This window comes from Altererythrobacter sp. CAU 1644 (assembly GCF_029623755.1).
Classification (GTDB): Bacteria; Pseudomonadota; Alphaproteobacteria; order Sphingomonadales; family Sphingomonadaceae; genus Erythrobacter; species Erythrobacter arenosus.
The window spans coordinates 1030037-1053761 of sequence record NZ_CP121106.1 but is presented as its reverse complement, the minus strand read 5'-3'; the positions used below and the strand labels follow the sequence as shown (position 1 = coordinate 1053761).

Sequence of the window (23725 nt, the reverse complement as noted above, 5' to 3'; positions counted from 1 at the left end):
GGGTTAACCATTTCCGGCTAGGGATTCCGCCATGTTCGACGATTCTCCTTCGGCAATTCCGGTTCGGCTCGGCTGGATGGGCGCGGCGGCCATTGCGCTCGCCGTTGCTGCAATACCGCTCGCGGCACTGCTGGCCCAGCCGGCGCGCGGCCCGTTCTCGATCGAGGAGAGCGGTCGAAGCTACGCCAACCTGCAGCAGGCGCTGGACGCGATCGGCAATGGTCGCGGCACCATCGTGATCGCGCCGGGCGTCTATCGTCAATGCGCCGTCCAGGAAGGCGGCATCATCACGCTGCGGGCCGAGCAACGCGGCACCGTCGCCTTCGAAGAAGAAACCTGCGAGGGGAAGGCCGCGCTGGTCCTGCGGGGCCGCAGCGCAAATATCGACGGAATCATCTTTCGCGGCATGGCCGTGGAGGACGGGAACGGTGCCGGGATCCGGCTCGAACAAGGCGATCTCACCATCAGCCAGAGCTGGTTCGTCGATAGCCAACAAGGTATCCTTACCGCCAACGATCCCGACAGCGCGATCACGATCGACAAGTCGACCTTTTCCGGCCTTGGCACCTGCGAGAATTCTGCCGGCTGTGCGCATTCGATCTACACCGGTGACTACGGCCTGCTGCGCGTCACGCGCAGTCGCTTCGAACGCGGCACCGGGGGGCATTACCTCAAGACGCGCGCCGCGCGGGTAGAGATCGAAGGCAACAGTTTCGACGATGCGCAAGGGCGCGAGAGCAACTACATGATCGACCTTGCGGCGGGGGCGACTGGTCGCATCGCGGGCAACTGGTTCGTCCAGGGCCGCGACAAGGAAAATTATTCGGCCTTCATCGCGGTGGGGCCGGAGGACAACCTCCACCCTTCGCATGGCCTGACGATCGTCGACAACACCGCCCGGTTCGTGCCAGGGCTCAGCCGGTCATCGGCCTTCGTCGCCGACTGGACCGGGCATCGCTTGGTGATCGAGCGCAACGAGATCGCGCCGGGTATCGCGAAATACGACCGGCGCTAGCCGAAGGCAGGTGCGTAGCGCACTTCGCCTGAAGGCAAATTTTCATCGAGCAGCAGGCACTGGAAATACTCGGGCGACGGGCCGGGATAGGTGAGCTGCGGTTCATGCCGGAAACCGAAGCGTTCGTAATAGGCCGGATCGCCCAGCAGCACGATGCCTTGGGCGCCGAGCGTGCGCATGTCGGCGATCCCGCGCTGCACCAGCCGGAATCCGATCCCGCCACCCTGGCATTCGGGCAGCACGCTAATCGGGCCCAGCCCGTACCAACCGGTCGTACCGTCCGCGATCGTCACGGGCGAAAAGGCAATATGCGCGACGATGCGCGCGCCATCTTCGGCCACCAGTGACAGCGCCAGGTCGCCATCATCGCGCAGGTTATCGACGATGCGCGGCTCGCTGCCATCGCTGTGTTCGGCGTCTCGAAATGCCGCCGCCGTAACGAGATGGATCGTCGCATGATCCTGCGGCAGCTCCGGGCGGATCGAGATCGCCGTCACCCGAGGAGATGCCCGGACTTGTCGCGCTTGGTCGCGAGATAGCGCGCATTATGCGGGTTGTCGGGCAATTGATGCGGCACGCGCTCGCTGACCGCGACACCTGCGTTTTCGAGCGCTACAACCTTGCGCGGATTGTTGGTCATCAGGCGAATGCCGCGCACGCCGAGCAGGTCGAGCATGCGTGCGGCAGTCGAGAAATCGCGCGCCTCGTCGGGCAGCCCGAGCCGCTGGTTGGCCTCGATCGTGTCGAACCCCTGGTCCTGCAATCGATAAGCGCGCAGCTTGTTGACGAGGCCGATACCGCGCCCCTCCTGCCGCATGTAAAGCAGCACGCCCCAGCCGCCGCGTTCTGCCTCTGCCGCCATTGCGGCAAGCGCGGCGTCGAGCTGCGGCCCGCAGTCGCATTTGAGGCTGCCGAGGATATCGCCGGTAAGGCATTCGGAATGGAGCCGGACCAGCGGTTCGACATCGCCCTGCTGGCGGCCGATCACCAGCGCGACGTGCTCGCGGGTGTCATCGGCGCTGCGAAAGGCAACGATCTCCGCAGTCTCGCTGGCCGCGATGGGCAGGCGCGCGCGGGTCGCGATCTGGAGCCGATCGGGTTCGGACCATGCGTCCACATCGCCAGCCGAGATAGGCTGCGCTTCGCCCGCATTGTCAGGATCGACCAGGAACGCCGGGAGGATACCCGCGATCCGCGCCAGCTCCATCGCTGCCAGCGCCGCATCGCACCAATCGATATGCTCGGCCTTGAACGGGCCCTTGAGCGGGTTGGCAAGGTCGAGCGCGGGGTCGGCAATCGGCAGGGCGGTGCGCAGGTCGAGCGGCTCGCCGCCGCGGATCAGCACCGGAGCGTGCGGCTCGGCGGCCTCGCGCTGGTTGGCTAGCTTGAGCGTTGCCCCACGCGCCGCTGAAATCAGCATCAGCGGGCTGGTCGCTTCCCGCGCGATCGAGGTTTCGACCGGCAGCAAGATCGGCCCACCCTCGAAGGCGATCGGCCAGCCGTGCCGCAAGGCGTCGACCGCCAGCGCCGCGCGCCTCGCCGGGCTTGGGGAAGGCGGAGGCGCGTTCAGAGATTGAACTCCGTGAACAGTGGGATGTGGTCGCTCGGCTTGTCCCAATCGCGCGCGTCCTCGCGCAGCCAGTGCCGTCCCGCCTGTTTCGCCAGATCGGGGCTGGCCCACATGTGATCGAGCCGCCGTCCGCGATCGTTCGCTTTCCAGTCCTTCGCGCGGTAGCTCCACCAGCTGTAATAGCGATCGGGATCGCGGATATGCTCGCGCCCGATATCGGTCCAGCCATGCGCGTCCTTGAAGCGCTGAAGTGTGTCGACTTCGATCGGCGTGTGGCTGACGACCTTGAGCAGTTGCTTGTGATTCCAGACGTCGCTTTCGAGCGGGGCGATATTGAAATCACCGACGATCAGCGTGGGGCGATCGACCGCGTCGGCCCAGCGCGTCATCCGTTCGAGGAAATCGAGCTTCTGCCCGAACTTGGCGTTGATCGTGCGATCGGGCTCGTCCCCGCCCGCCGGGACATAGACATTCTCGATCACCATGCCCTGGCCCGGCCCGAGCAGTTCGACCCCGACGTGGCGGGCCTCGCCATTGTCCTGCCAGTCGTGGCGCGAAAATTCCTTCAACGGAATGCGGCTGACAGTGGCGACGCCGTGATAGCCCTTTTGCCCGTGGATCGCCTGGTGGACATAGCCGAGATCGGCCAGCGCCTGCGCCGGGAACTGGTGTTCCTGGCACTTGATTTCCTGCAGGCACAGCACATCGGGCGCTTCCTCCTGCAGCAATCGCTCGACGATCGGCAGGCGCAGGCGAACCGAATTGATATTCCAAGTTGCGATAGAGACCATGGGAGACGACTTAGGGACGGTGCGGCGGTGGGTCCAGCCTACAACTTTCGCTTTCGCGTCACATTCGAAATGGATAGCGAGGCGGCAAAGGAGAACCCACCGATGACCAGTCGCACCAAATCTCTCGCCCTGGCTGTAGCGCTGGCCATGCCGCTTGCGGCCTGCGCCACGGCCGAAGCCGGCGCGCCCCTGGCCAGCGCCCCGGTCGCGCCTGCCACCGCGCCGGCCAAAGCGAAGAAGGTCATCCTCTTCATCGGTGACGGCATGGGCATCTCGACCATCACCGCCGCGCGCATCTATGCGGGGCAAAAGCTCGGCCAGAGCGGCGAGGAATTCGTCCAGTCGTACGAGCGGTTCGATAATGTCGCGCTGGTCAAGACCTACAATACCGATGCGCAGGTACCCGACAGCGCGGGCACGGCCAGCGCAATGCATACCGGCAAGAAGACCCGCATTGGGATGATCGGGGTCGGGCCGGAAGCACCGCGCAACGATTGCGCGGCCTCGCTCCAGCACCGCCTGCCGACGCTGGGCGAGGATGCCAAGCGCAAGGGGCTCGCCGTCGGCATCGTCAGTACGGCACGCATCACCCATGCCACGCCCGCGGCAGTTTACGCCCATATCCCCAACCGCGACTGGGAAGCCGATGCGAGCATTCCCGAAGACCAGCGCGGGCTCGGATGCGAGGATATCGCGGCGCAATTGATCGGCAGCGGCTTCGATGTGGCACTCGGCGGTGGTCGCGCGGTGTTCTATGGCCCGGACAAGCGCGGGGTACGGCTGTCGGCCGATGCCGACCTGCCGGCGGCATGGCAGGCGCTGAGCGGCGGGACATTCGTCGAAGACGGCGCCGCAATGGCGGCGGCTCCGGTCGACAAGCCGCTGTTCGGCCTCTTTTCGAACAGCCACATGACCTACATGATCGACCGCGAGGCCGATAGCAGCGAGCCGACCCTGACCCAGATGACCGCGGAAGCGATCAGGCGGCTCGAGCGCGACCCGGATGGCTATTACCTGATGGTCGAGAGCGGGCGGATCGATCACGGCCACCACGCCGGGCAGGCGGGATATGCGCTCGAGGAAGCCATCGAGTTCGCCCGCGCGATCCAGTATGCGATCGACAACACCGATCCAAACGAAACATTGATCCTGGTGACGGCCGATCACAGCCACGTCTTCACCATGGCCGGCTATCCCCGGCGCGGGAACGATATTCTCGGACTGGTGCATCCGCCCGAAGGCGGCGGTGAGGACGGAGGGGAGTCGGATGGCGGGCCGATGCTGGCGGCAGACGGTAAGCCCTACACCACGCTGGGCTACGCCAATGGGCCTGGCGCCGTGACGGGCGAGCGGCCAATACCAGAAACCGGGTCCAAGGCACGCCAGCAAGCGGCGATACCCATGCGGAGCGAAACCCACGGGGGTGAAGATGTCGCCTTGTTCGGCACGGGGCCCGGCGCGGAGCGGGTGCGCGGAGTCATCGAGCAGAGCGTGATCTACGACATCATCGTCAAGGCGCTCGGCTGGAAGGATTGAGACGTATTCGTCTATCGCACGTAGGTAGGGGCGAGAGCGCCATCGCTTGAGGCAAGACAAGCAGGTCGAGCCCAACAAAAAAACCCTCGCGCCGGGGGCATTGGCACGAGGGTTCTTTTTGAGCGTTCGTCACGCTTGGCCAAGGCGGATCTTGATGAAGATCGGGCAACAGGGGGGAAACCCGCTTCGTCCGCCTTGGATTAGGAGACTACGCTCCCGTGGCTTTCCTGTAAATGAACAGCGCGCAGCGTCTTGTCGCGTTCGTACAACGAATTACGGTCCAGCCGTTCACCGTGGGCGACGAGACGTGCGGCGCGGATCCTTGAAGGTGAAGGCGCTGTCAGAGACGGCGACTCCGTAACGATGGTTACGGAGCTTGACGGTCGTGCGGTGATTCTGGGAATCGAGCGCAACCCAATTCGTCAGCTGGAGCCCACCGGGTGCGGAGGAGCTTCGCACGAAGATCATCGTGATCACGCCGAATTCCGGACGGCTCGAATCGCGCACTTCGATGCTCACCACGTCGGGATTGCTGGTCGGAATGAGCTTGCCGTACTTCTTCACGTCGCGATTGGGGTCGAGCAGCGCGCCGAGCGGCGAACGCCTGATCGGCCAGCGCTGGACCTGGTCGACCTCGTAGTCGATCATGTAGAGCGACTTGCCGTTCGAGACGACCAGCATCGGGATGCTTTTCTCGTACTCGAAACGGATCTTGCCCGGACGTTTGAGCGTCATCACCCCGCGCGCGACCTGGCCTTGCCGGTCGGTCTGGGTGAAATCCGCCTTCATGGTGGAGATTCCGCGCAGAGCGGTCACCGCGCGGTCGAGATCGTCCTGCTGGGCAGCCGCCGGGCTGGCAGGGGCGGTCAGGGCGGCCACCGGCAAACCGACGGCCAGCGCCGCGGCCAGGGCGGCACGCAACGGGCGTTGGGTAAGAGAATGCAAGATGTTCATGCTCCTGTGACTAGTTCCAGGGCATTGAACAGCGAGTGAACCCGGGAAGTTCCCGAGGTTCAGCTTACTTGATCTTCGCTTCCTTGAACTCGACGTGCTTCTTGGCGACGGGGTCGTACTTGCGGAAGGTGAACTTCTCGGTGTGGTTGCGAGGGTTCTTCTTCGTCACATAGTAGAAACCCGTGTCGGCGGTCGAGACGAGCTTGATCTTGACGGTTGCGGGCTTCGCCATGGCGTGTTCCTAAAGATCCTGTGAGGCCGCCCCTGTTACGGGAAAATGGCCGAAAAAATAATGGCGGCGCTCAGCATGCACCGCCGTCCGGCGCGCCCATTGGGTGATTCACGGGGAAAAGTCAAGCGTGGGCGCGCATTGTTCGCCCCTCTGGCGACCTACCAATCAGAGCGCGAGACCTTGCCGCGATTGGCCTTGACCGCACCGCGCACCTTCTTCTCTTTCAGGCGCTGCGCCTTGCCGACGCGGTTGACCCGGCTCTTGGCGCGTTTCTTGGGCTGCCTGTGCGCCTCGACCAGCAGCGCCTCGAGCTTCTCGCGCGCTTCGGCGCGGTTTGCTTCCTGCGTGCGATGCTCGCGCGCGGTGATGAGGATGTCGCCTGCGGCCGTCAGCTTGCTCCCGGCGATCTCCTTGAGCCGCGCGAAGACGGGCGGCGCCAGCTTCAGCTTGTAGGCGTTGACGCGCAGCTGCACCTCGGTCGCGACCTTGTTGGCATTCTGCCCGCCCGGACCCGACCCGGCGAGGAAGCTTTCCTCGGCAAGCGCATGGGCGCGGGCGATCAGGTCCTCATCCATCGATCATTTCGTCGGTTACGCCGAGCGCACGAAAATCGGCCGGTAGCGGCGCCCGTGCCTCGATCGCCGACTTGCCTTCGCGCGGGACTACCAGCCTGTAGGCGTGCAGCATGGTGCGCGGCGCGCCCTTGGACGAGCCATAGACCGGATCGCCCAGCAGCGGGATGCCGAGCCCGGCCAAGGCGTGAATCCGGATCTGGTGGGTGCGCCCGGTCTCGGGCGTGAACCGGACGAGGCTGTTGGCACCAAGGACGGCGATCCGCCGCCAATGGGTGACCGAAGGCTTGCCTTTCTTCGCCGCGATCATGCGCCAGCCTTTCTCGGCGCTGCTGATCTTGCTGAGCGACAGCTCGATCGTGCCCTCGTCCTGCTCGGGTATGCCCGCTAGGATCGCAAGGTAGCCCTTCTCGACCTGGCGCTCCTCGAAGGCCCGGTTGAACCGCTTCAACGCCTTGGGATTGCGCGCGAGCAGCAGGCAGCCCGAAGTATCGGTGTCGAGCCGGTGCGCGGGCATCGGCGGGCGCTGGAACCCCAGCTTGAGCGCCTCGAGGTGATCCTCGAGCGAGGCGCCGCCCTTGCGGGGTCGATCGATCGACAGGCCGGCGGGCTTGTCGATGACCAATGCTTCGCCGTCTTCGTAGAGAATGTCGATCATGGGATGAATTTGGCCTTGGTCAGCCCGCGCACTGCATTGCCGAGCAGGAATCCGTCTGCGAGATCGTCCAGCGTCAGCTCGGCCTCGCCGGCCTTGCCCGCCTCGATCAGCGACCGGCGCAGGACGCCGGGCAGGAGGCCGAGCGTGGCCGGAGGGGTGAGCAGCACCCCGTCGCGTTCGACGAAGATATTGGTGAAGCAGCCTTCGGTGACGAGCCCGTCTGCGCGCACCAACAGGGCCTCCTGCGCGCCGCAGTCCTGCGCGACCTTCAGCGCGTCCTCGTAGAAGGCGCGGTCGCTGGTCTTGTGCCGCAGCCGCCAGTCGCCGGGGTCGACCGGCAGCGGTAGGGCGATGCAGTGCAGGGCGGCAGCCGATGGCTCACCCAGCGCCTGCGCCTCCAGCGCCAGCGCGCCCTTGCGCGACGCGAGCAGACGAAGCTTGCGCCGGTCCTCGAGATCGAAGCACAGCGCCTGGATCTGGTTGCGGGCGGCATGGCGGTCGAAGGAAAACCCGAGTTCGGCGGCGCTCGCCTTCATGCGCTCGAGATGGAGTTCGAGCAGTTCTATTCCCGCCTCGGGTTCGAACAGCATGGTCTCGATCAGGTCGAACTGCGCGGCGCGATGATCGGGCGACGTGGCGCGGGCGAATCCGGCCTTCACCTCGCTTTCGCGGCGCTCGGCGAGCGCGTCGCTGTCCGCAACGATGGCCGAGCCAACGCCAAGCACGGCGCTGCCCTGCTCGTTCTCGATCGGGGTCAGGCGCAGCGTACGGATCGCGACGTTGAACGCGGCGCTGCCATCCGGATCGATTCGCCCGATGGCGCCGCAATAGGGGCCCCGCGCGTCCCGTTCGACATCGTCGATCAGTTCCATCGCGCGGATCTTGGGCGCGCCAGTGATCGAGCCGCAGGGGAAGATCGCGCGCACCAGATCGACCGCCCCCTTGCCGTCATGCAAGCGGGCATGGACGGTCGAGACCATCTGGTGGACGGTGGGATAGCTCTCGACCGCGAACAGCCCCTCGACCTCGACGCTGCCGGCCTCGGCCACCCGGCTTAGGTCGTTGCGCATCAGGTCGACGATCATCAGGTTTTCGGCCCGGTCCTTGGCCGACGATGCCAGTTCCTCGGCCATGGCAAGGTCGGCGACCTCGTCCTCGAGCCGGGGACGCGTGCCCTTCATCGGCTTGACCTTGGCCCCAAACCCGTCGGCGCCGCCCTTGAGCGAAAAGAACAGTTCGGGGCTGAGGCTCAGCAGCCAGTGCGAACCGTCGTAGACCAGTCCGCCGTAACCCGCGCCCGCCGATGGGCGGAGCGCCGCATAGAGCGCCAGCGGATCGCCGCGATAGGACCCGGCGAGCGGATAGGTGAGGTTGGCCTGGTAGATGTCGCCCGCGCGGATGGCCTCCTGCAAGGTCGCGAAGGCTGCCTCATAGCCGCCGTTCGAAACCTGCGGCACCAGCGGCCCGAGCGAAGCATCTCCGCCCGATTGTTCCTCCAGCCAGCGCGGCATGTCTTCGGCGGAGATCTCAACCGCGTCGTCGAACAGGCCGAGCCAGACCAGCGGCCCCGCCGCCCCGCTGCGCGCGGCCGCGAGCGGCGCGAGCCTCGGTTCGAGCGCCAGCCCGGCCTCATAGGCGAGGTAGCCGGCCAGATGTCCGCCGGTCTCGACGCGCGCCGCATCGGCGGCTTCGAGAATGGCGGGAACATCCTCGGCGCGCTGCGCGACGAACACCTGGCGCGGGTTTTCGAACAGTTGCGCGGCTGCGGCGCCAACTGCACGCGCGTCGTCCAGCAGGATGAAAGGTGTGTTCTGACCCATTTCCATCATGCCTTAGTGGTCTCGCGCGCGAATGGAAGCCTTGGCTTGGCCCTTTAGAACCGCGCAAGGGTTTTACGAGCCGGAACTTGACCCATCGCCTACCCCTGCTCCACACCGTGCAAATCATTCGGGAGCGGAGAAACCCTACAAATGAGCCAGATTTTCATCGGCCTCGCGGCCAATGGCGAAAAGCAATATCTCGACCTGTCGCGCGCCAACCGCCACGGGCTGATCGCCGGGGCGACCGGCACCGGCAAGACGGTGACCTTGCAGGGGCTCGCCGAAAGCTTCTCCGCCAACGGCGTCCCGGTGTTCGTCGCCGATGTGAAGGGCGACCTTTCGGGCGTCGCCATGCCCGGCTCGCCGACCTTCAAGCATGCCGATAAGCTCGAAGGCCGGGCCAAGGAACTGGGCATGGACGATTATGCCTATTCGGATAACCCGGTCGTATTCTGGGACCTTTATGGCGAACAGGGCCATCCGATCCGCACCACGGTATCTGAAATGGGGCCGCTGCTGCTCAGCCGCCTGCTCGATCTCAACGACACCCAGGAGGGCGTGCTGCAGATCGTGTTCCGCCACGCCGACGACAACGAACTGCTGCTGCTCGATTTCGGCGACCTGCAGGCGGTGCTGGCATGGGCGTCCGAGAACGCCAAGGAGCTCTCGGGAGAATACGGCAACGTCTCGCGCCAGTCGGTCGGCGCGATCCAGCGGCAATTGCTGAGCTTCGAAAGCCAGGGCGCGGACCGGTTCTTCGGCGAGCCCGCGCTCGAGATTGACGATTTCCTCAAGGTGGACGAACAGGGGCGCGGCTATGTCAACGTCCTCGCCGCCGACAAGCTGATGCGCAGCCCCAAGCTCTACGCGACCTTCCTCCTGTGGCTGCTCGCCGAGCTGTTCGAAAGCCTGCCCGAAGTGGGCGACCCGGAGAAACCCAAGCTGGTGTTCTTCTTCGACGAGGCGCACCTGCTGTTCGACGACGCGCCCAAGGCGCTGCAGGACAAGATCGAACAGGTCGTGCGCCTGATCCGTTCGAAGGGCGTGGGCGTCTACTTTTGCACCCAGAACCCGATCGACATTCCCGAGGAAGTCGCCGGCCAGCTGGGCAACAAGGTCCAGCACGCGCTGCGCGCCTTCACCCCGCGCGACCAGCGCGCGATCAAGGCGGCGTCCGAGACCTTCCGCATCAATCCCGACCTCGACGTCGAGCAGGCGATCACCGAACTCAAGGTGGGCGAGGCGCTGGTCTCGACGCTCGATGAAGACGGCGCGCCCACGGTGGTCCAACGCACGCTGATCAAGCCGCCGCGCAGCCGCCTCGGCCCGGTCAATCCCAAGGAACGTGCGATCATCCAGTCGGTCAGCCCGGTCGAGGGCAAGTACGACACGGCCGTCGACCGCCAGAGTGCGGAAGAGGTGCTGGCGCAAAAGGCCGCCGATGCCGCGGCGACCGCCAAGGAAGTCGAGGAGAAAGGGCGCGAGGAAGTCGGCAAGCGCGAGCGCAAGTCGACCAGCCTGTGGGGCATCGATTTCGGCAAGGCCGGCAAGAGCGCGGCCACCGCGGCGGCCGGTTCGCTGACCTCGATCGCGGTCGCGACGGTGCTGGGGAAGAAATCGCGCGCCGACCCGCTACGGACCGGCGCAACCGCCTTCGTCCGCAACATCATTGGCGGATTGATGCGCTAGGGAGGGCCGCGCCATGTGGAAGGTCTATGGCTCGTCGGTCTCCTATTACACCGGCAAGCTGGAGGCCTATCTGCGCTACAAGGGCATCGCCTATGAAGCGCTGCCGACGCCCTATGGCGAGGCGAGGATGCTGATCGAGAAGGTCGGCGCGGTGCAGATGCCGATCGTCGAACGCGATGACGGTCGCTGGATGAGCGACACCACGCCGATCCTGCTGCAGGTCGAGCAGGAACATCCGACGCCATCGATCCTGCCTGCCGACCCGGTCGTTGGATTCGTCGCGGCATTGGTCGAGGATTATGGCGACGAGTGGCTGTGGCGTCCCGCGATGCATTATCGCTGGAGCTATCGCCGCGACCGGCGTTTTATCTCTGATCACCTGGCCGAGGAGGTTGGCGGCTTCATCAGGGCGCCGCATTGGCTGAAACGGATGCGGATTGCCAAGCGCCAGTTCACCAATTTCGTGGTCAAGGACGGGGTGAATGAGGCGACCCGCGCGCATGCCGACAAGGCCTATCTCAACGCGCTCGATGCCATGAGCGCGATGCTGGCGAATCGGCCCTTCCTGCTCGGCAATGCACCCTCGCTCGCCGACTACGGCATGATGGGGCCGATGTTCCGCCATTTCGGGCAGGACCCGACCCCGGCGGAAATCATGCGCCAGCGCGCGCCGCTGGTGTTCGAATGGGTGGCGCGGATGTGGTGTGCTGCGCAGGTCGACGAACCGCAATTCCTTTCGGAAGTGCCGCCGGACGCTGCCGCGCTGCTGCGGGAAGCCTGCGAGACGCACCTCGTCCAGCTTGCGGCCAATGCCGCGGCCTTTGGAAGGGACGAGACGCACTTTGGCGTCACGATCCAGGGCTGCCGCTACGAGAAGCTTCCGGCTTCGCGCTACCGCGTATGGTGCCTCGAGGAGCTGCGCCGGGCGTTTGCGGCGCTCGATGCCGATGCGCAAGGCAAGGTTCGGGCGTTGCTGAGTTACGACGGCGCCGAGATCCTCTGGTCGGGCGACATACCGCCCCCTCGCTTCAACGAGGACCACCACCTGCCCTTCGGCAAGGCGATCAATGTCTATGGCGAGGGAACGCCGCCCTAGCGCGGCAGGCTGATCCCGGCGCGCAATCCGCCCTCGGCGCGATTGGCGAGCGATAATGCCCCGCCATGCTGCTCGGCAATGGCCCGCGCGAGCGTCAGGCCCAGCCCGGCGCCGCCGGTCGCGCGGTTGCGGCTCGCCTCGCCGCGCGCGAAGGGTTCGAGCATCGCGGAGATCTGGTCTTCCGGGATTCCCGGGCCATCGTCATCCACGCGGATTGTCACGCGATCACCCTCGGCGGCGAGCGAGACCCGGGCTGTGCCGCCATAGCGCAGTGCATTGCCGATCAGGTTGCGGACCGCGCGGCGCAGCCAGGTGGCGCGGACCTGCGCGACAACGCGGTCCGTCTCGGCCATTTCCACGGGCTCGCCCATATCCTCGTATTCCTCGACCAGCGACGAGAGCAAGGCGGCGAGATCGGTCTTCTCGAGCGGATCGGTCGAACGGCCGACGCGGGCGAGGTTGAGAATATCGTCGAGGGTGCGGGTAATGTCCTCGATACTTTCGGCCATGCGGAGGCGCTGCGTCTCGTCGGCGACGTTCTCGATCCGCACCCGCAGGGCCGCGAGCGGGGTCTTGAGGTCGTGGCCGATCGCGCCGAGCATCACGTCTTTCTCGTCGAGCATCGCCGCGATCCGCGCTTCCATCGCATTATGTGCGGCGATCAGGTGGCGGATATCCTCCGGCCCGCTCTCTGCGAGCGCCACCGGGCGATCGGGATTGCGGGCGAAATCGTCGACCCGTGCGGTGAGGCTGGCGAGCGGCCGGGTGATGCGTCGCAGCATCGGGAACAGCAGGGCCACCAGCACGACAAAGGTGACGAGGGTCTGCAGCAGTATCGAGCCGACGATCGCACGCGGCGCGCGGGGTTCGGGCACGCGCACGATCCGCCAGGGCGCGCCATCCTGCGCGATCCCGGCCACGTAGATCTGCCGCCGCTGCCATCCTTCGCCGCCCAGCCGTTCGTGGAAGCGTGGGCGATCCTGCAGAAAGGGGTCATCGCCTGCGCTGCGGCGCAGCACGACCAGCTTCGATAGCTCGAGATCATGCTGGTCGAGCAGGTCGCGAATCGTCGCCTCCAGCTCCGGCAAGCGCTTTCCGCCCTGGCCCAGCGGGGACACCTGGCTGAGTTCGACGCCCAGCCGCGCGCGTCCGCGCATGTCGTGCGGGCGGTGGCCGCCGCCATCGCGATTCAACCGGCGGGCCTGGTGGCGCGCGATCCGCTCGGCATTGGCCGGGCCTTCGAGCGCCGCGACGATGCGGAACGCCAGCGAATGCACCAGCGCGGTTTCGCGGCGCTGTTCGGCGGCGCGGTAGAGCATGGCGCCCGAAACGGCCTGGCCGACCATGAGGCCGAGCGCGAGCACCAGCATCACCTGGCCAAGCAGGCTCCTGGGCAGCAGGCGCGCCATTATCGGACCGGACCCGTCCGGCGGACGTCCGCGGCAAGGCAATAGCCGCCTCCGCGCACGGTCTGGATCAATTGCGGATCGCGTGTGTCGGCCTCGATCTTGCGCCGCAGGCGACTGACCTGGTTGTCGACGGCGCGGTCGAACAGATGCGCCTCGCGCCCCTGCACCATGTCGAGCAGCCGGTCGCGGTCTAGCACCTCGCGCGGATGGTCGAGAAAGGCACGCAGCATGCGGAACTCGGCAGTCGACAGCGGGACGGCGACGCCCTGCGGGTCGGTCAGCTTGCGCTTGAGCGGGTCGAGCTGCCAACCCTCGAACTCGTAGCCGAGATCGCCACTCGCAACCGCACTGCCGTTGGTCGTCGCGCGGCGCAGGACCGAACGGATGCGCGCGACCAGTTCGCGCGGCTCGAACGGCTTGGCGACGTAATCATCCGCCCCCATCTCGAGCCCGACGATGCGGTCGGTCGCCTCGCCCCGCGCGGTGAGGAGAATGACGGGAGGCCCGCCGGTCTCGATCAGGTGGCGGCACAGCGACAGCCCGTCTTCGCCCGGCATCATCACGTCGAGCAGCACCAGGTCGGGGCGGCTGTCGATCAGCCGGCTGCGGGCCACGGCCGCGCTGTCAGCCTCGCGCACCGCAAACCCTTGGCCGGCAAGATATTCGGCCAGGGGCTCTCGCAATGTCGCTTCGTCGTCGACGAGCAGCAGGGACACGGGCTTGGTCTCGCTCATGACTGGCCTAATGAAGCAGTCGCGCCGGTTGCTCAACCGACGCGAATGCGGCCTATTGTGTTTGGCGCCGTTCCGTCATCTTTGCGCGCATCGCCGCGCGGGCGGCCTGGCGCTCTTCGGCGGAGATGGTGCCCGAGCCATCGGTGTCCATGCTGGCGAAATGAGCGTCCGTCGCCGCGTCGAACTCGGCGCGGCTCAGCGATTTGTCGCCATCGGTATCGGCGCGCTTGAGCATGGCATGCATCCGGTGCATCCCGCCGCGACCCTGGCGCTTGCCGCGCATTTCGCCATCGCCGCGCTTGGCAGCCATGTGTTCCTTGCGGGCCGCATGGGCGGCCGCCATTTCTTCCTGACTGATCGAGCCATTCCCATCGGCATCGAACTTCTCGAGCATCTGGGCTGGGCGCGCCTCGCTGCGTCCGCCACGCTTCGATTCGCGCTGTGCCATGCGCGCGGCGTGGGCCGCCTCGATCTCGGCGGCGGAGAGTTCGCCATCGCCATCGGTGTCGGCCTTGGCGAAATGTTCGGCGCGGCGTTCGGCGCGCCGGGCATCGTGTGCGGCGCGGTCGGTCTCGTTGAGGACGCCGTCGCCATTGGCATCCATCCGCGCGAACATCGCGGCGGCGTGCGCGCGGTGCTCTTCGAGCGTGACGACACCGTCGCCATCGGTGTCCGGATTGTGGCCGCGCTTGCCGCCGTGGTGATCGGCAAGCGCAACGCCGGCGCCGGTCAGCGCCAGCGCGGCTGCGGAAAGGGAAAGGGTCAGTTTACGCATCGTGATACTCCCAAGAGAAAGGCTCTTGAGCTGCGGGGCGCGGGGCCGGATGGGGGAGGGGGTCATCGCCCGCCGCGCCGCCGCAACTCGTTCGCCTTGTCTAGCCTGCCAGTGTCGCAGGAATATGCCGGGAGCGCGGAGAATTGTCGCGAATTGTATCGCGATCTGCGCCCCGTTCACCTGGGTGCAAGGCGAACAGGCGCGCGCGCCATCAGCCCTGGGTCATGCAGAAGGCATTGAGCTTGTTGCCCTCGGGATCGCGGAAATATCCGGCGTAGAAGGTATTGCCATTCTCGTCGGGCTCGCCGCGCGGACCGGGCGCACCTTCGTCGCTGCCGCCGTTGGCCAGGGCAATGTCATAGATGCGCTTGACCTGGTCGGCATCCTTGGCCTGGAGCGCGACCATGGTGCCGTTGCCGACGCTCGCCGCCTTGCCGTCGAAGGGCTGGGTCAGCGCAACACCGGCCACGTCCCAATTGCCCCAGGCAATGAAGGTGTCGAAATCCATCATCCGCTCATATCCCATCTCCTGGGCGATGGCGTCGTAGAATGGCGCGTTCTTCTTGAGGTCGTTGGTACCCAAGGTGACATATCCGATCATCTGAAATCTCCTTTGCGAATCGCGACCATCAAGCGGAACAATACGAGAACAAATACGATCGGGCAAGCCCCGTCACAGCGGCGCGCATTGTCCTTCGAGCCAGGCCAGGTCGTCCCCTTCGAGCTGCGGTGACAGCAGGGCGTAGACCTTGGCGTGATAGCTGTCCCACCAGGCGATTTCGGCGGGCGAGAGCATGGACTTGTCGACCAGGCGCCGGTCGATCGGGACGAAGGTGAGGTTCTCGAACCCGAAATAGTCGCCTTCGGCACCCTCGATTTTGCGTGGCTCGACCAGCACGAGGTTTTCTATCCGGATGCCGAAATGGCCCTGCTTGTAATAGCCCGGCTCGTTCGAGAGGATCATGCCGGCGAGCAGTTCCTGGTCGGTGCCGGCCTGGCCGCCCGCTGCCTTGGCGATGCGTTGCGGCCCTTCATGGACCGACAGGAAACTGCCGACGCCGTGGCCGGTGCCATGGGCATAATCGACACCCGCCTGCCACAGATATTGCCGGGCAAAGCTGTCGAGCTGGCTGCCTGCGGTGCCCGAAGGGAAGATCGCGCTGTCGATCGTAATATGGCCCTTCAGCACGCGGGTATAGCGATCGCGCATCTCTTGCGTCGGCTCGCCCGGGCCGACCCACACGGTGCGGGTAATGTCGGTGGTGCCATCCTGATACTGCCCGCCCGAGTCGACGAGATAGATGCTCGAGGGCGGGATCGGGATATTGCTGTCCTCGTCGACCTTGTAGTGCGGCAGGGCGGCGTGCGGCCCGGCGGCCGAAATCGTGTCGAAGGACAGGTCGCGCAGATCACCATGCGCTTCGCGGAATTCCTTGAGCTTGGCTGCCGCGGTGAGCTCGTCGATCTCGCCCGACGGCGCGTTGAGCTCGATCCAGCGCAGGAACCGCGCGACCGCGGCGCCATCGCGCGCCTGCGCATCGCGGTGTCCCTGCTGTTCGACCGGGTTCTTCACCGCCTTGGGCAGGATCGTCGGATCGCGGTCGAAGCTGACCTTGGCACCGCCTTTCTCGAGCAATTGGGCGATCGCCGCTGCGCCATAGTTGGGATCGACCGACACGCTCTTGCCCGAATAGCCTTCCAAGGCGTCGGGAAAGCCCGACCGCTCGCGGATCGTCACCGCATTGCCGAGGTGCTGCGTCAGCTCGGGCGACACCTTCTCCGGGGCGATGAAGAGCTCCGCCGTGCCATCGGCATGGGCGACGAGATAGGACAGCGCGACGGGAGTATGCTCGACGTCCTGGCCGCGGATATTGAGCACCCAGGCGATCGAATCGAGCGCCGAGATGACAGCCGCGTCATGCCCTTCCGCCTTGAGCCATTCGGCGATCTCGGCACGTTTCTCGGCCGAGGAGCGTCCAGCTACCTCTTGGGCGTGGATCAGGGCCGGGGCGTCAGAGGGGGCGGGGCGATCCTGCCACACCGCGTCGATCGGGTTACCGTCTACCGGGACGAGCTTGGCGCCCTTCTTGTCGAGCTGCTTTTGCACCGTCTCGACCCAGCGCTTGGTGTGGAGCCAGGCGTCATAGCCGATCCGCGCACCCTCAGCCGCATTCTCGACGATCCAGCCGCCGATCGTGTCCTTGGGTACCGAGCGGTACTCGAACAGCTTTTCGTCGACCTGGTCGCGGACCTGGACGGTATAGCGGCCATCGACGAAGATTGCCGCCGCGTTGCCCAGCACCACCGCGCTGCCCGCGCTGCCGCCAAAGCCCGTGAGCCAGGCGAGGCGCTGCGCATAGGCGCCGACATATTCGCTCATGTGCTCATCGGAGATCGGGATGACGAAACCGTCGAGTTCGCGGTGCTTCAGTTCGCGGCGCAAGGCATCGAGACGGGCTTCGTGTGTCTGCATCAGCATTCGGGCGGTTCCTGCAATATTGTGTTGCTCGCGCGGTTTTGGCACGAGCGCATTCCATAGCGACCAACATAGGGGCCAAAGCCCCGGCTTGCCAGCCATTGGGCGCGAATAGGAAACGGATCGCACAAGAAGGCATACCCAATGAAAACATGGAAACCCGCTGCGGCGGCTCTTGCCGCTTGCCTCGCCGCTATGCCCGTGGCAGCGCAGGCCGCCAATCAGGACAAGGACAAGCCCCAAGTGAACAGCGAGGTACCGACCTCTCCGCCCGTCGCCGAGAAGCGCGAGCACAGCTACACGCACCACGGGATTACGCTCAGCGATCCCTATCACTGGCTCCGGGACCCGTCCTACCCGACGGTCGATGACGAGGGCATCCTCGACTACGTCAAGGCCGAGAACGCCTGGTTCGAAGCGCGGATGGCTCCGAACAAGCAGCTCACCGAAGAGCTGTTCCAGGAGATGAAGGCGCGGATCAAGGAGGACGATTCGACCGTTCCGCAGAAGGATGGCGACTGGCTCTACTGGTCCGAGTTCGAGGAAGGCGCGCAATACCGCAAGTGGTATCGCCGGCCGGTCGCGGGCGGCGACGCGGTGCTGATGCTCGACGAGAATGCGCTGGCCGATGGGCACGAGTATTTCCGCCTCGGCGCGCTGTCGGTCAGCCGCAACGGTCGCTTCATGGCCTATTCGACCGACACCAACGGTTCGGAACGCTTCACCGCCCGGATCAAGGATCTCGAGACGGGCGAACTGCTGGGCGATGAGATCCCGGAAACGCTCTCCGGCCTGACCTGGCTCACGGGCGACACCATGATTGCCTACGGCAAGGTCGACGACCAGTGGCGCGTCAACAATGTCCGGCTGCACAAGATCGGCACGCCGGTGAGCGAGGACGTCGAGATATTCAGGGAAGACGACGTCACCTTCCGCGTGGGATCGGGCTTGTCCGCGCAGGAGGACTGGCTGGTGATCTCGACCGGCGACAACGAGACCAGCGAAGTGCGGCTGGTGCGCGCCGACGATCCGACCGGCGAGCAGATCCTGGTCAAGCCGCGGCGCAAGGGCGTCGAATATTCGGTCGATGTCCGCGACGGGGAACTGTTCGTCTGGACCAATGACGACCACGTCAATTTCCGGCTCGCCAAGGCCTCGCTCGCTTCGCCGGGCGAATGGGAAACGGTGATTGCGGGATCGGACGAATTCTACCTGACCGGGTTCGACCTGTTCAAGGACTTCTTCGTCACCGAAGGGCGGCTTGACGGCTTGGACCAGATCCAGCTGCGCAGCTACGACGCACCGATGGAAGCGCGACCGATCGCCTTTCCCGAGGCGAGCTATGACGCGGGCCTGGACAACAATCCCGAATACGACATGCAGAAGCTGCGGCTCGGCTACGAAAGTATGGTCACGCCGGATTCGGTCTACGACTACGACGTCAGGACCGGCGCGCTCGAACTGCTCAAGCAGCAGGAGATCCCGAGCGGCTATGACGCGACGCTCTATACTACCGAGCGCACCACGATCACCGCGCGCGACGGGACGCAGGTGCCGGTCAGCGTGCTGATGCGCAAGGACCGGAAACCGGGCGGGCCGCTCCATCTCTATGCCTACGGTTCCTATGGCTATGCCGTGCCGCCGGGGTTCTCGACCACGCGGCTGAGCCTGGTCGATCGCGGCTTCGCCTATGCCATCGCGCATATCCGCGGCGGCGACGACCTCGGGCGGCGCTGGTATCTGCAGGGCAAGGCGTTCGAACGGCGTAACACCTTCAACGATTTCGTCGATGCGGCGAAGGGGCTGATCGATCAGGGCTACACCGCCAAGGGCAAGGTCACCGCCTCGGGCGGTTCGGCCGGCGGCGAACTGATGGGCGCGGTGATCAACCAGGCGCCCGAGTTGTGGGGCGCGATCGTGGCGCATGTTCCGTTCGTCGACGTGCTCAACACCATGCTCGATGAAAGCCTGCCGCTGACTCCGGGTGAATGGCAGGAGTGGGGTAACCCGATCACCGACAAGGAAGCCTTCGGCTATATCCTAAGCTACTCGCCCTATGATCAAGTCGTACCTAAGGCTTATCCTCCGCTACTGGTTACCGCCGGACTCAACGATCCGCGCGTGACCTATTGGGAGCCTGCCAAATGGGTCGCCAAGCTGCGCGATGTGAAGACCGACGACAACGAACTGCTGCTCAAGACCAATATGGGCGCAGGCCACGGCGGCAAGTCGGGCCGGTGGAATTCAGTCTATGAAGTCGCCGAGGAAGTCGCCTTCATCCTGTGGCAGATGGGACTGACCGAGGAGGAATAGCGCTTGCCAATCCGCAATATCGTCTTCGACATCGGCAATGTGGTGGTGCCCTGGGATCCGCATGCCATCGTGCGCGATGCGCTTGGCGATGAGCGGGTCGACCAGCCGGGGTTTCGTTCGCCCTTTGCGAGGAGCGAAACCTGGATCGCGGTCAATCGCGGAGAGCATTCGCTAGAAGAGGCAAAGCCACTTTTCATCGAAAGACATGGGCTCGCCGACGATGAAGTCGACCGGCTTTATCAAGCCTTGTTCGACAGCATGGTGCTGCTTGAGGGTACGGTCCCGCTAATGCGCGACTTGGCCGCCGCCGGCCACCGATTGTTCGCACTTACTGACAATGTTCGTGAGATCGTGGCGCACCTGCGGCGCCGCTACGATTTCTGGGACCTGTTCGAGCATGCCGCGGTTTCAGCCGAAATTGGCGTGCTCAAGCCAGATCCGCGCATCTATCAACATCTGATCGATGCGGGATCGCTCGATCCGCAGGAAACCCTGTTCTTTGACGACCTGCCCCGCAACGTCGCTGGCGCTGAAGCGGTCGGCATGATCGGCCGGGTCTTCACCACCGCTCAAGCTGCGCGCTGCGACCTTGCCCAACTCGATGTGATAATGTGAAAGCACAGGCATGAGCACCGCGTTCAGCATGGCCTTCACCGCATTGCCGGAACACATCGACGAGCTTGGTCACGTCAACAACACTGTCTGGGTCGGCTGGGTTCAGGATATCGCGACGGCGCATTGGGATGCGGCGGCGCGAAGCGAAGACCATGGCGCCTTCTTTTGGGTCGTGATCCGCCACGAGATCGACTACCGCGGCAATATCGCGGAGGGCGAGACCGTGACCGGCGAGACCTGGATCCCCGATGCGCCGCAGGGTGCCAAGTCCGACCGGCGGGTCGACTTCAGGACCGACGCGGGAAAGATTATCGTCTCTGCCCGAACCACATGGGCAATGCTCGATCGTGCGAGCCAGCGCCTTGTCAGGGTGAGGCCCGAAGTGATCGCACCTTTCCAGATATCGGAGGAACCATGAGCGAAACCGACAGCCCGATCTTCCAGCCGCTCAAACTCCCCAACGGCACCACGCTCGCAAACCGTCTCTGCAAGGCGGCGATGGAGGAGAATCTCGCGGTCCAGCCCGGTCAGTATCCGGGCACGAAGCTGTTCAATCTTTACCGCCAATGGGCCGAAGGCGGCGTCGGCATGATCCTCTCGGGCAATGTCATGGTCGATCCCGCGGCGCTGACGGGGCCGGGCGCCGTGGTGCTGCAAAAAGGCACCGATCTCGCGCCGTTCAGGGAATGGGCGCGGATCGGCAAGTCCGGCGGCGGACAGTTCTGGCTGCAGATCAGCCATCCGGGGCGCCAGCTATACAAGAGCCTGGGTGAAACCGCCGTCTCGCCTTCGGGCGTCGAACTCAACCTGGGCAAGTTCTCTTCGCTGTTCGCGCCGGTCCGCGCGCTGGAGGAGCGCGAGATCGAGACGATCGTCACGCGCTTTGCCGATAGTGCGGAGGCGGCGCAGGAAGCAGGCTTCGACGGGATCGAGATCCACGGCGCGCATGGCTACCTGGTCAGCCAGTTCCTCTCGCCATTGACCAACCGGCGCGAGGACGAATGGGGCGGCAGCCTTGAAAACCGCGCGCGCTTTCTGCTCGAAATCGTCGATGCCGTGCGCAAGCGGGTGAAGCTCAGCTTTGGCGTCGGGTTAAAGCTCAACTCGGCCGATTTCCAGCGCGGCGGTTTCGATTTCGACGACGCGCGGCAGGTGGTTGAATGGCTCAACGGGCACGGGCTCGACTTCATCGAGTTGTCGGGCGGCAGCTACGAGAGTCCCGCGATGCAGGGCAATGCCGACCACGAGAGCGGCGGCTCGACGTCGTCGACGCTGGCGCGCGAAGCATATTTCATCGATTTCGCGCGCGACATCGCCAAGGTCGCCGACATGCCGATCATGGTCACGGGCGGCATCACCCGGCTGGAGGTGGCGGAGGCGGCGCTCGCGCATGACGAGCATGGCTTCGGGGTCGAACTACTGGGGCTCGGCCGGGCAATGGCGAGCGATCCGGCTCTCCCCAGGCACTGGCGCGAGCGGCTCAAGACCGACGTCACCCTGCCGGTCGCGGGCTTTGCCAATCCCTCGCTCAAGGGGCTTGCGACCATGGCGCTGACCAAGCAGCAGATCGAGCGCATGGCGAAGGGCAAGGCACCCGGTGATGGCGGTTCGGCAACGATGGCATTGCTGGCCGACCAATACCGCGCGGCCAGGCGCGCCAAGCGCTATCGTGACTGGCGCGCCGCGGCCTAGGCGACCTTGGCGTCGCCGCGCCGATCGTTCTTGTTGCGCGGGCTGAAAGGGCGCAGCTTCTCGCTGACCATCCGGTTGCGGCCCTGTGCCTTGGCTTCGTAGAGCAGCATGTCGGCGCGGCTGTAGATATCGGAGAACGCGGCCTTGGGCAGTGCACGCCGGGGCGCAACCAGCAGCCCCATGCTCGCCGTGACCACTTGCGACAGTTCGGGCAGTTCCCGCGCCACGCGGAGCGAGACGATCTGCCGCAGTCGCTCGGCGCGCTCCTCGGCATCGGCCCCGCGCATCATCAGCAGGAATTCCTCTCCGCCGAGCCGCATCGCAATCGTGCCGGCGTCGTCGTTGAGCGTTCGGGCGACGACCTGGAGCACCCTGTCGCCCGTAGTGTGGCCCTCGTTGTCATTGACCTTCTTGAAGTGATCGAGATCGACCAGTGCGAAAGTTTCGTAGCCGCCGATGTGCAGTTCCTCGAAACGCTCGTCGATCGCGCGGCGGTTGAGCAGGCCGGTGAGCGGATCGCGCACTGAAAGGCGCTCCAGCTCGATCGCCTCGATCAGCGCCTCGTCGCGCTCGCGCCGCATCAGGAAGAACCGGTCGGCCACGCCGATCGCGGTGATCGTCGTCTCGCTCAGCGTGCCGAGGTAGAACATCGGCAGGGCATCGGTCGGCAGCCCCAGCGGCGTGATATAGGTAAGCAATTGCAGGGCGAAGGCGAGCATCAGCGGCGCCCAGCCGAGAATCTGGAACCGGATGGCCCGCGAACCGCGGCGGTAGGCGTCCACCATGGCTAGCATGAAGGTGATGAGCACCGGCGCCAGCGCGTAGGAATGGAACGATCCGCCGAGCGGCGCGAGGAAATCGAACGCCGAGGCATGGATCGCCGAAGCGATAAGTGCCCAGACCCCCATTCTGGGGAGCCACTTGCGCAGGCGCGGATCGAGCTTGTCGTTTTCCACGAAGGAACAGGTGAACATCGCCCCGACAAATGCGCATAGCCCCAGGCCCATGATCAGCAGGCCACGCCAGACCTCGATTGTGAGCGGCAGGAATTCGACCACCAGTCCCGATCGAAATAGCACCAGCAGCGCAAAGCTCAGCGACAGGGCGGCATGCCAGAGGAGGAATTCGGACTTGAGCGCGCCGTAGAAGGCGAGGTCGAAGATCACCGGAGCGATCACCAGCCCAAGCAGCACGGCAATCCCGAGCAAGGCCAGCAGGTGTCCATGCGACAGGGTCGGATCCTGCGGGAATAGCAGCGCGCGCAGTACGGTGGGGTCGTGGCGCGCGCCCTTGATCTGCATGAACACGGCGCGGCTGGTTTCGCTGACCTCGGGAAGGTCGGCCAGGAACATCGGATCGTTGGAGATCAGCTTGACGTCATCCCGTTCGAAGATCGACTGGCGGACCGTGCCGTCGGCGTCGACCACGCTCAGCTCGAGGCGATCGAACAGCCCGATCCGGGTCCGCATTACGATCGGAAGCTGGCGCGCCTCGGCAAGGTCGAACCGGACGAGCGCGGCGATCTCGCTAACCGATCCGCTGGTACTCGTGCAGTCCCAGTGAGCGCCGGGGCCTGCCAGCGCTTCGGAGGTCAATGACGCTGATTGATTGGCGATACAGGCAGGGGCAATCGCGCCTTCGCGCGCGACCGGATTATAAGCGAGCGCCAGCGCCGCCAGAAAAACCAGTGCAGCATATGCCGCCGCCGCTATGGTGTAGCCCCTGCCCGTCACGCAAATTGCTATAATGACGCAACTTTTAACTTTTACTAAGTGCGG

General features: G+C 65.2%; 22 protein-coding genes. 8 read left to right on the top strand and 14 right to left on the bottom strand.

Annotated elements, in window-relative coordinates; translation table 11 throughout:
• Positions 1-31 precede the first annotated feature (31 nt).
• Complete coding sequence (locus P7228_RS05195) at positions 32-1015, top strand: right-handed parallel beta-helix repeat-containing protein (protein ID WP_278017153.1); 984 nt, start codon at positions 32-34, stop codon at positions 1013-1015.
• On the opposite strand, the gene P7228_RS05190 is transcribed toward P7228_RS05195, so the two are convergent.
• From P7228_RS05190 to P7228_RS05180, 3 genes are read right to left on the bottom strand one after another with little or no spacing between them, the layout of a single operon-like run.
• Positions 1012-1512: a GNAT family N-acetyltransferase gene (locus P7228_RS05190; RefSeq protein WP_278017152.1), complete on the bottom strand. Its 501-nt coding sequence runs from the start codon at positions 1510-1512 to the stop codon at positions 1012-1014. The genes P7228_RS05195 and P7228_RS05190 overlap by 4 nt on opposite strands.
• Entirely contained in the window at positions 1509-2525 is a 1017-nt protein-coding gene (ribA, locus tag P7228_RS05185; RefSeq protein WP_278017151.1) for a GTP cyclohydrolase II, read from the bottom strand. Before ribA ends, P7228_RS05190 begins: the two co-directional genes overlap by 4 nt.
• A gap of 56 nt (positions 2526-2581) precedes the next feature.
• Entirely contained in the window at positions 2582-3376 is a 795-nt protein-coding gene (locus P7228_RS05180) for an exodeoxyribonuclease III (protein WP_278017150.1), read from the bottom strand.
• A 102-nt stretch (positions 3377-3478) separates the two neighbouring features.
• Between P7228_RS05180 and P7228_RS05175 the strand changes: the two genes are divergently transcribed.
• Complete coding sequence (locus tag P7228_RS05175; protein WP_278017149.1) at positions 3479-4912, top strand: alkaline phosphatase; 1434 nt, start codon at positions 3479-3481, stop codon at positions 4910-4912.
• Positions 4913-5200: 288 nt separating this feature from the next.
• On the opposite strand, the gene P7228_RS05170 is transcribed toward P7228_RS05175, so the two are convergent.
• The 5 genes from P7228_RS05170 to pabB all read right to left on the bottom strand — a co-directional run bounded on the left by P7228_RS05170 (position 5201) and on the right by pabB (position 9148).
• Positions 5201-5866: a LolA family protein gene (locus tag P7228_RS05170; protein WP_278017148.1), complete on the bottom strand. Its 666-nt coding sequence runs from the start codon at positions 5864-5866 to the stop codon at positions 5201-5203.
• 64 nt (positions 5867-5930) lie between these two features.
• Complete coding sequence (gene rpmG, locus P7228_RS05165) at positions 5931-6098, bottom strand: 50S ribosomal protein L33 (protein WP_278017147.1); 168 nt, start codon at positions 6096-6098, stop codon at positions 5931-5933.
• Positions 6099-6256: 158 nt separating this feature from the next.
• On the bottom strand, positions 6257-6673 hold the full coding sequence (gene arfB, locus P7228_RS05160; protein WP_278017146.1) for an alternative ribosome rescue aminoacyl-tRNA hydrolase ArfB: 417 nt from the start codon (positions 6671-6673) through the stop codon (positions 6257-6259).
• Entirely contained in the window at positions 6666-7328 is a 663-nt protein-coding gene (locus P7228_RS05155; RefSeq protein ID WP_278017145.1) for an RluA family pseudouridine synthase, read from the bottom strand. The genes arfB and P7228_RS05155 overlap by 8 nt, the downstream gene beginning before the upstream one ends.
• Positions 7325-9148, bottom strand: a complete 1824-nt coding sequence (pabB, locus tag P7228_RS05150; RefSeq protein ID WP_278017144.1) for an aminodeoxychorismate synthase component I — start codon at positions 9146-9148, stop codon at positions 7325-7327. Before pabB ends, P7228_RS05155 begins: the two co-directional genes overlap by 4 nt.
• A 150-nt stretch (positions 9149-9298) precedes the next feature.
• On the opposite strand from pabB, the gene P7228_RS05145 reads away from it, so the two are divergent.
• On the top strand, positions 9299-10837 hold the full coding sequence (locus P7228_RS05145) for a helicase HerA-like domain-containing protein (RefSeq protein WP_278017143.1): 1539 nt from the start codon (positions 9299-9301) through the stop codon (positions 10835-10837).
• Between the two features lie 13 nt (positions 10838-10850).
• The gene (locus tag P7228_RS05140; protein WP_278017142.1) at positions 10851-11933 is read left to right on the top strand and encodes a glutathione S-transferase family protein; all 1083 of its coding nucleotides are present in this window, start codon (positions 10851-10853) and stop codon (positions 11931-11933) included.
• On the opposite strand, the gene P7228_RS05135 is transcribed toward P7228_RS05140, so the two are convergent.
• From P7228_RS05135 to P7228_RS05115, 5 genes are all read right to left on the bottom strand, one after another.
• On the bottom strand, positions 11930-13342 hold the full coding sequence (locus tag P7228_RS05135) for a sensor histidine kinase (RefSeq protein WP_278017141.1): 1413 nt from the start codon (positions 13340-13342) through the stop codon (positions 11930-11932). The two genes, P7228_RS05140 and P7228_RS05135, sit on opposite strands and share 4 nt — an antisense overlap.
• On the bottom strand, positions 13342-14076 hold the full coding sequence (locus tag P7228_RS05130) for a response regulator (RefSeq protein ID WP_278017140.1): 735 nt from the start codon (positions 14074-14076) through the stop codon (positions 13342-13344). The genes P7228_RS05135 and P7228_RS05130 overlap by 1 nt, the downstream gene beginning before the upstream one ends.
• Positions 14077-14128: 52 nt before the next feature.
• On the bottom strand, positions 14129-14851 hold the full coding sequence (locus P7228_RS05125) for an EF-hand domain-containing protein (RefSeq protein WP_278017139.1): 723 nt from the start codon (positions 14849-14851) through the stop codon (positions 14129-14131).
• A 211-nt stretch (positions 14852-15062) separates the two neighbouring features.
• The gene (locus tag P7228_RS05120; protein ID WP_278017138.1) at positions 15063-15452 is read right to left on the bottom strand and encodes a VOC family protein; all 390 of its coding nucleotides are present in this window, start codon (positions 15450-15452) and stop codon (positions 15063-15065) included.
• 72 nt (positions 15453-15524) lie between these two features.
• A complete protein-coding gene (locus P7228_RS05115) occupies positions 15525-17330 on the bottom strand; it encodes an aminopeptidase P family protein (RefSeq protein ID WP_278017137.1) in 1806 nt (601 codons plus the stop codon).
• A gap of 141 nt (positions 17331-17471) precedes the next feature.
• Here P7228_RS05115 and P7228_RS05110 point away from each other — a divergent pair, with 141 nt between their 5' ends.
• Genes P7228_RS05110 through P7228_RS05095 form a run of 4 tightly spaced genes read left to right on the top strand, consistent with a single transcriptional unit; the run spans position 17472 to position 21947 of the window.
• The gene (locus P7228_RS05110) at positions 17472-19640 is read left to right on the top strand and encodes a S9 family peptidase (protein WP_278017136.1); all 2169 of its coding nucleotides are present in this window, start codon (positions 17472-17474) and stop codon (positions 19638-19640) included.
• A gap of 3 nt (positions 19641-19643) precedes the next feature.
• Positions 19644-20255 carry an HAD family hydrolase gene (locus P7228_RS05105; protein ID WP_278017135.1) on the top strand — a complete coding sequence of 204 codons (612 nt, stop codon included), beginning with the start codon at positions 19644-19646 and terminating at the stop codon, positions 20253-20255.
• A 10-nt stretch (positions 20256-20265) separates the two neighbouring features.
• Positions 20266-20673, top strand: coding sequence for an acyl-CoA thioesterase (locus tag P7228_RS05100; protein ID WP_278017134.1), 408 nt, complete (start codon positions 20266-20268; stop codon positions 20671-20673).
• Positions 20670-21947, top strand: a complete 1278-nt coding sequence (locus P7228_RS05095) for an NADH:flavin oxidoreductase/NADH oxidase family protein (RefSeq protein WP_278017133.1) — start codon at positions 20670-20672, stop codon at positions 21945-21947. The genes P7228_RS05100 and P7228_RS05095 overlap by 4 nt, the downstream gene beginning before the upstream one ends.
• Here the strand turns inward: P7228_RS05095 and P7228_RS05090 are convergent.
• Positions 21944-23680 carry a sensor domain-containing diguanylate cyclase gene (locus P7228_RS05090; protein WP_278017132.1) on the bottom strand — a complete coding sequence of 579 codons (1737 nt, stop codon included), beginning with the start codon at positions 23678-23680 and terminating at the stop codon, positions 21944-21946. The genes P7228_RS05095 and P7228_RS05090 overlap by 4 nt on opposite strands.
• Between the last annotated feature and the right edge of the window lie 45 nt (positions 23681-23725).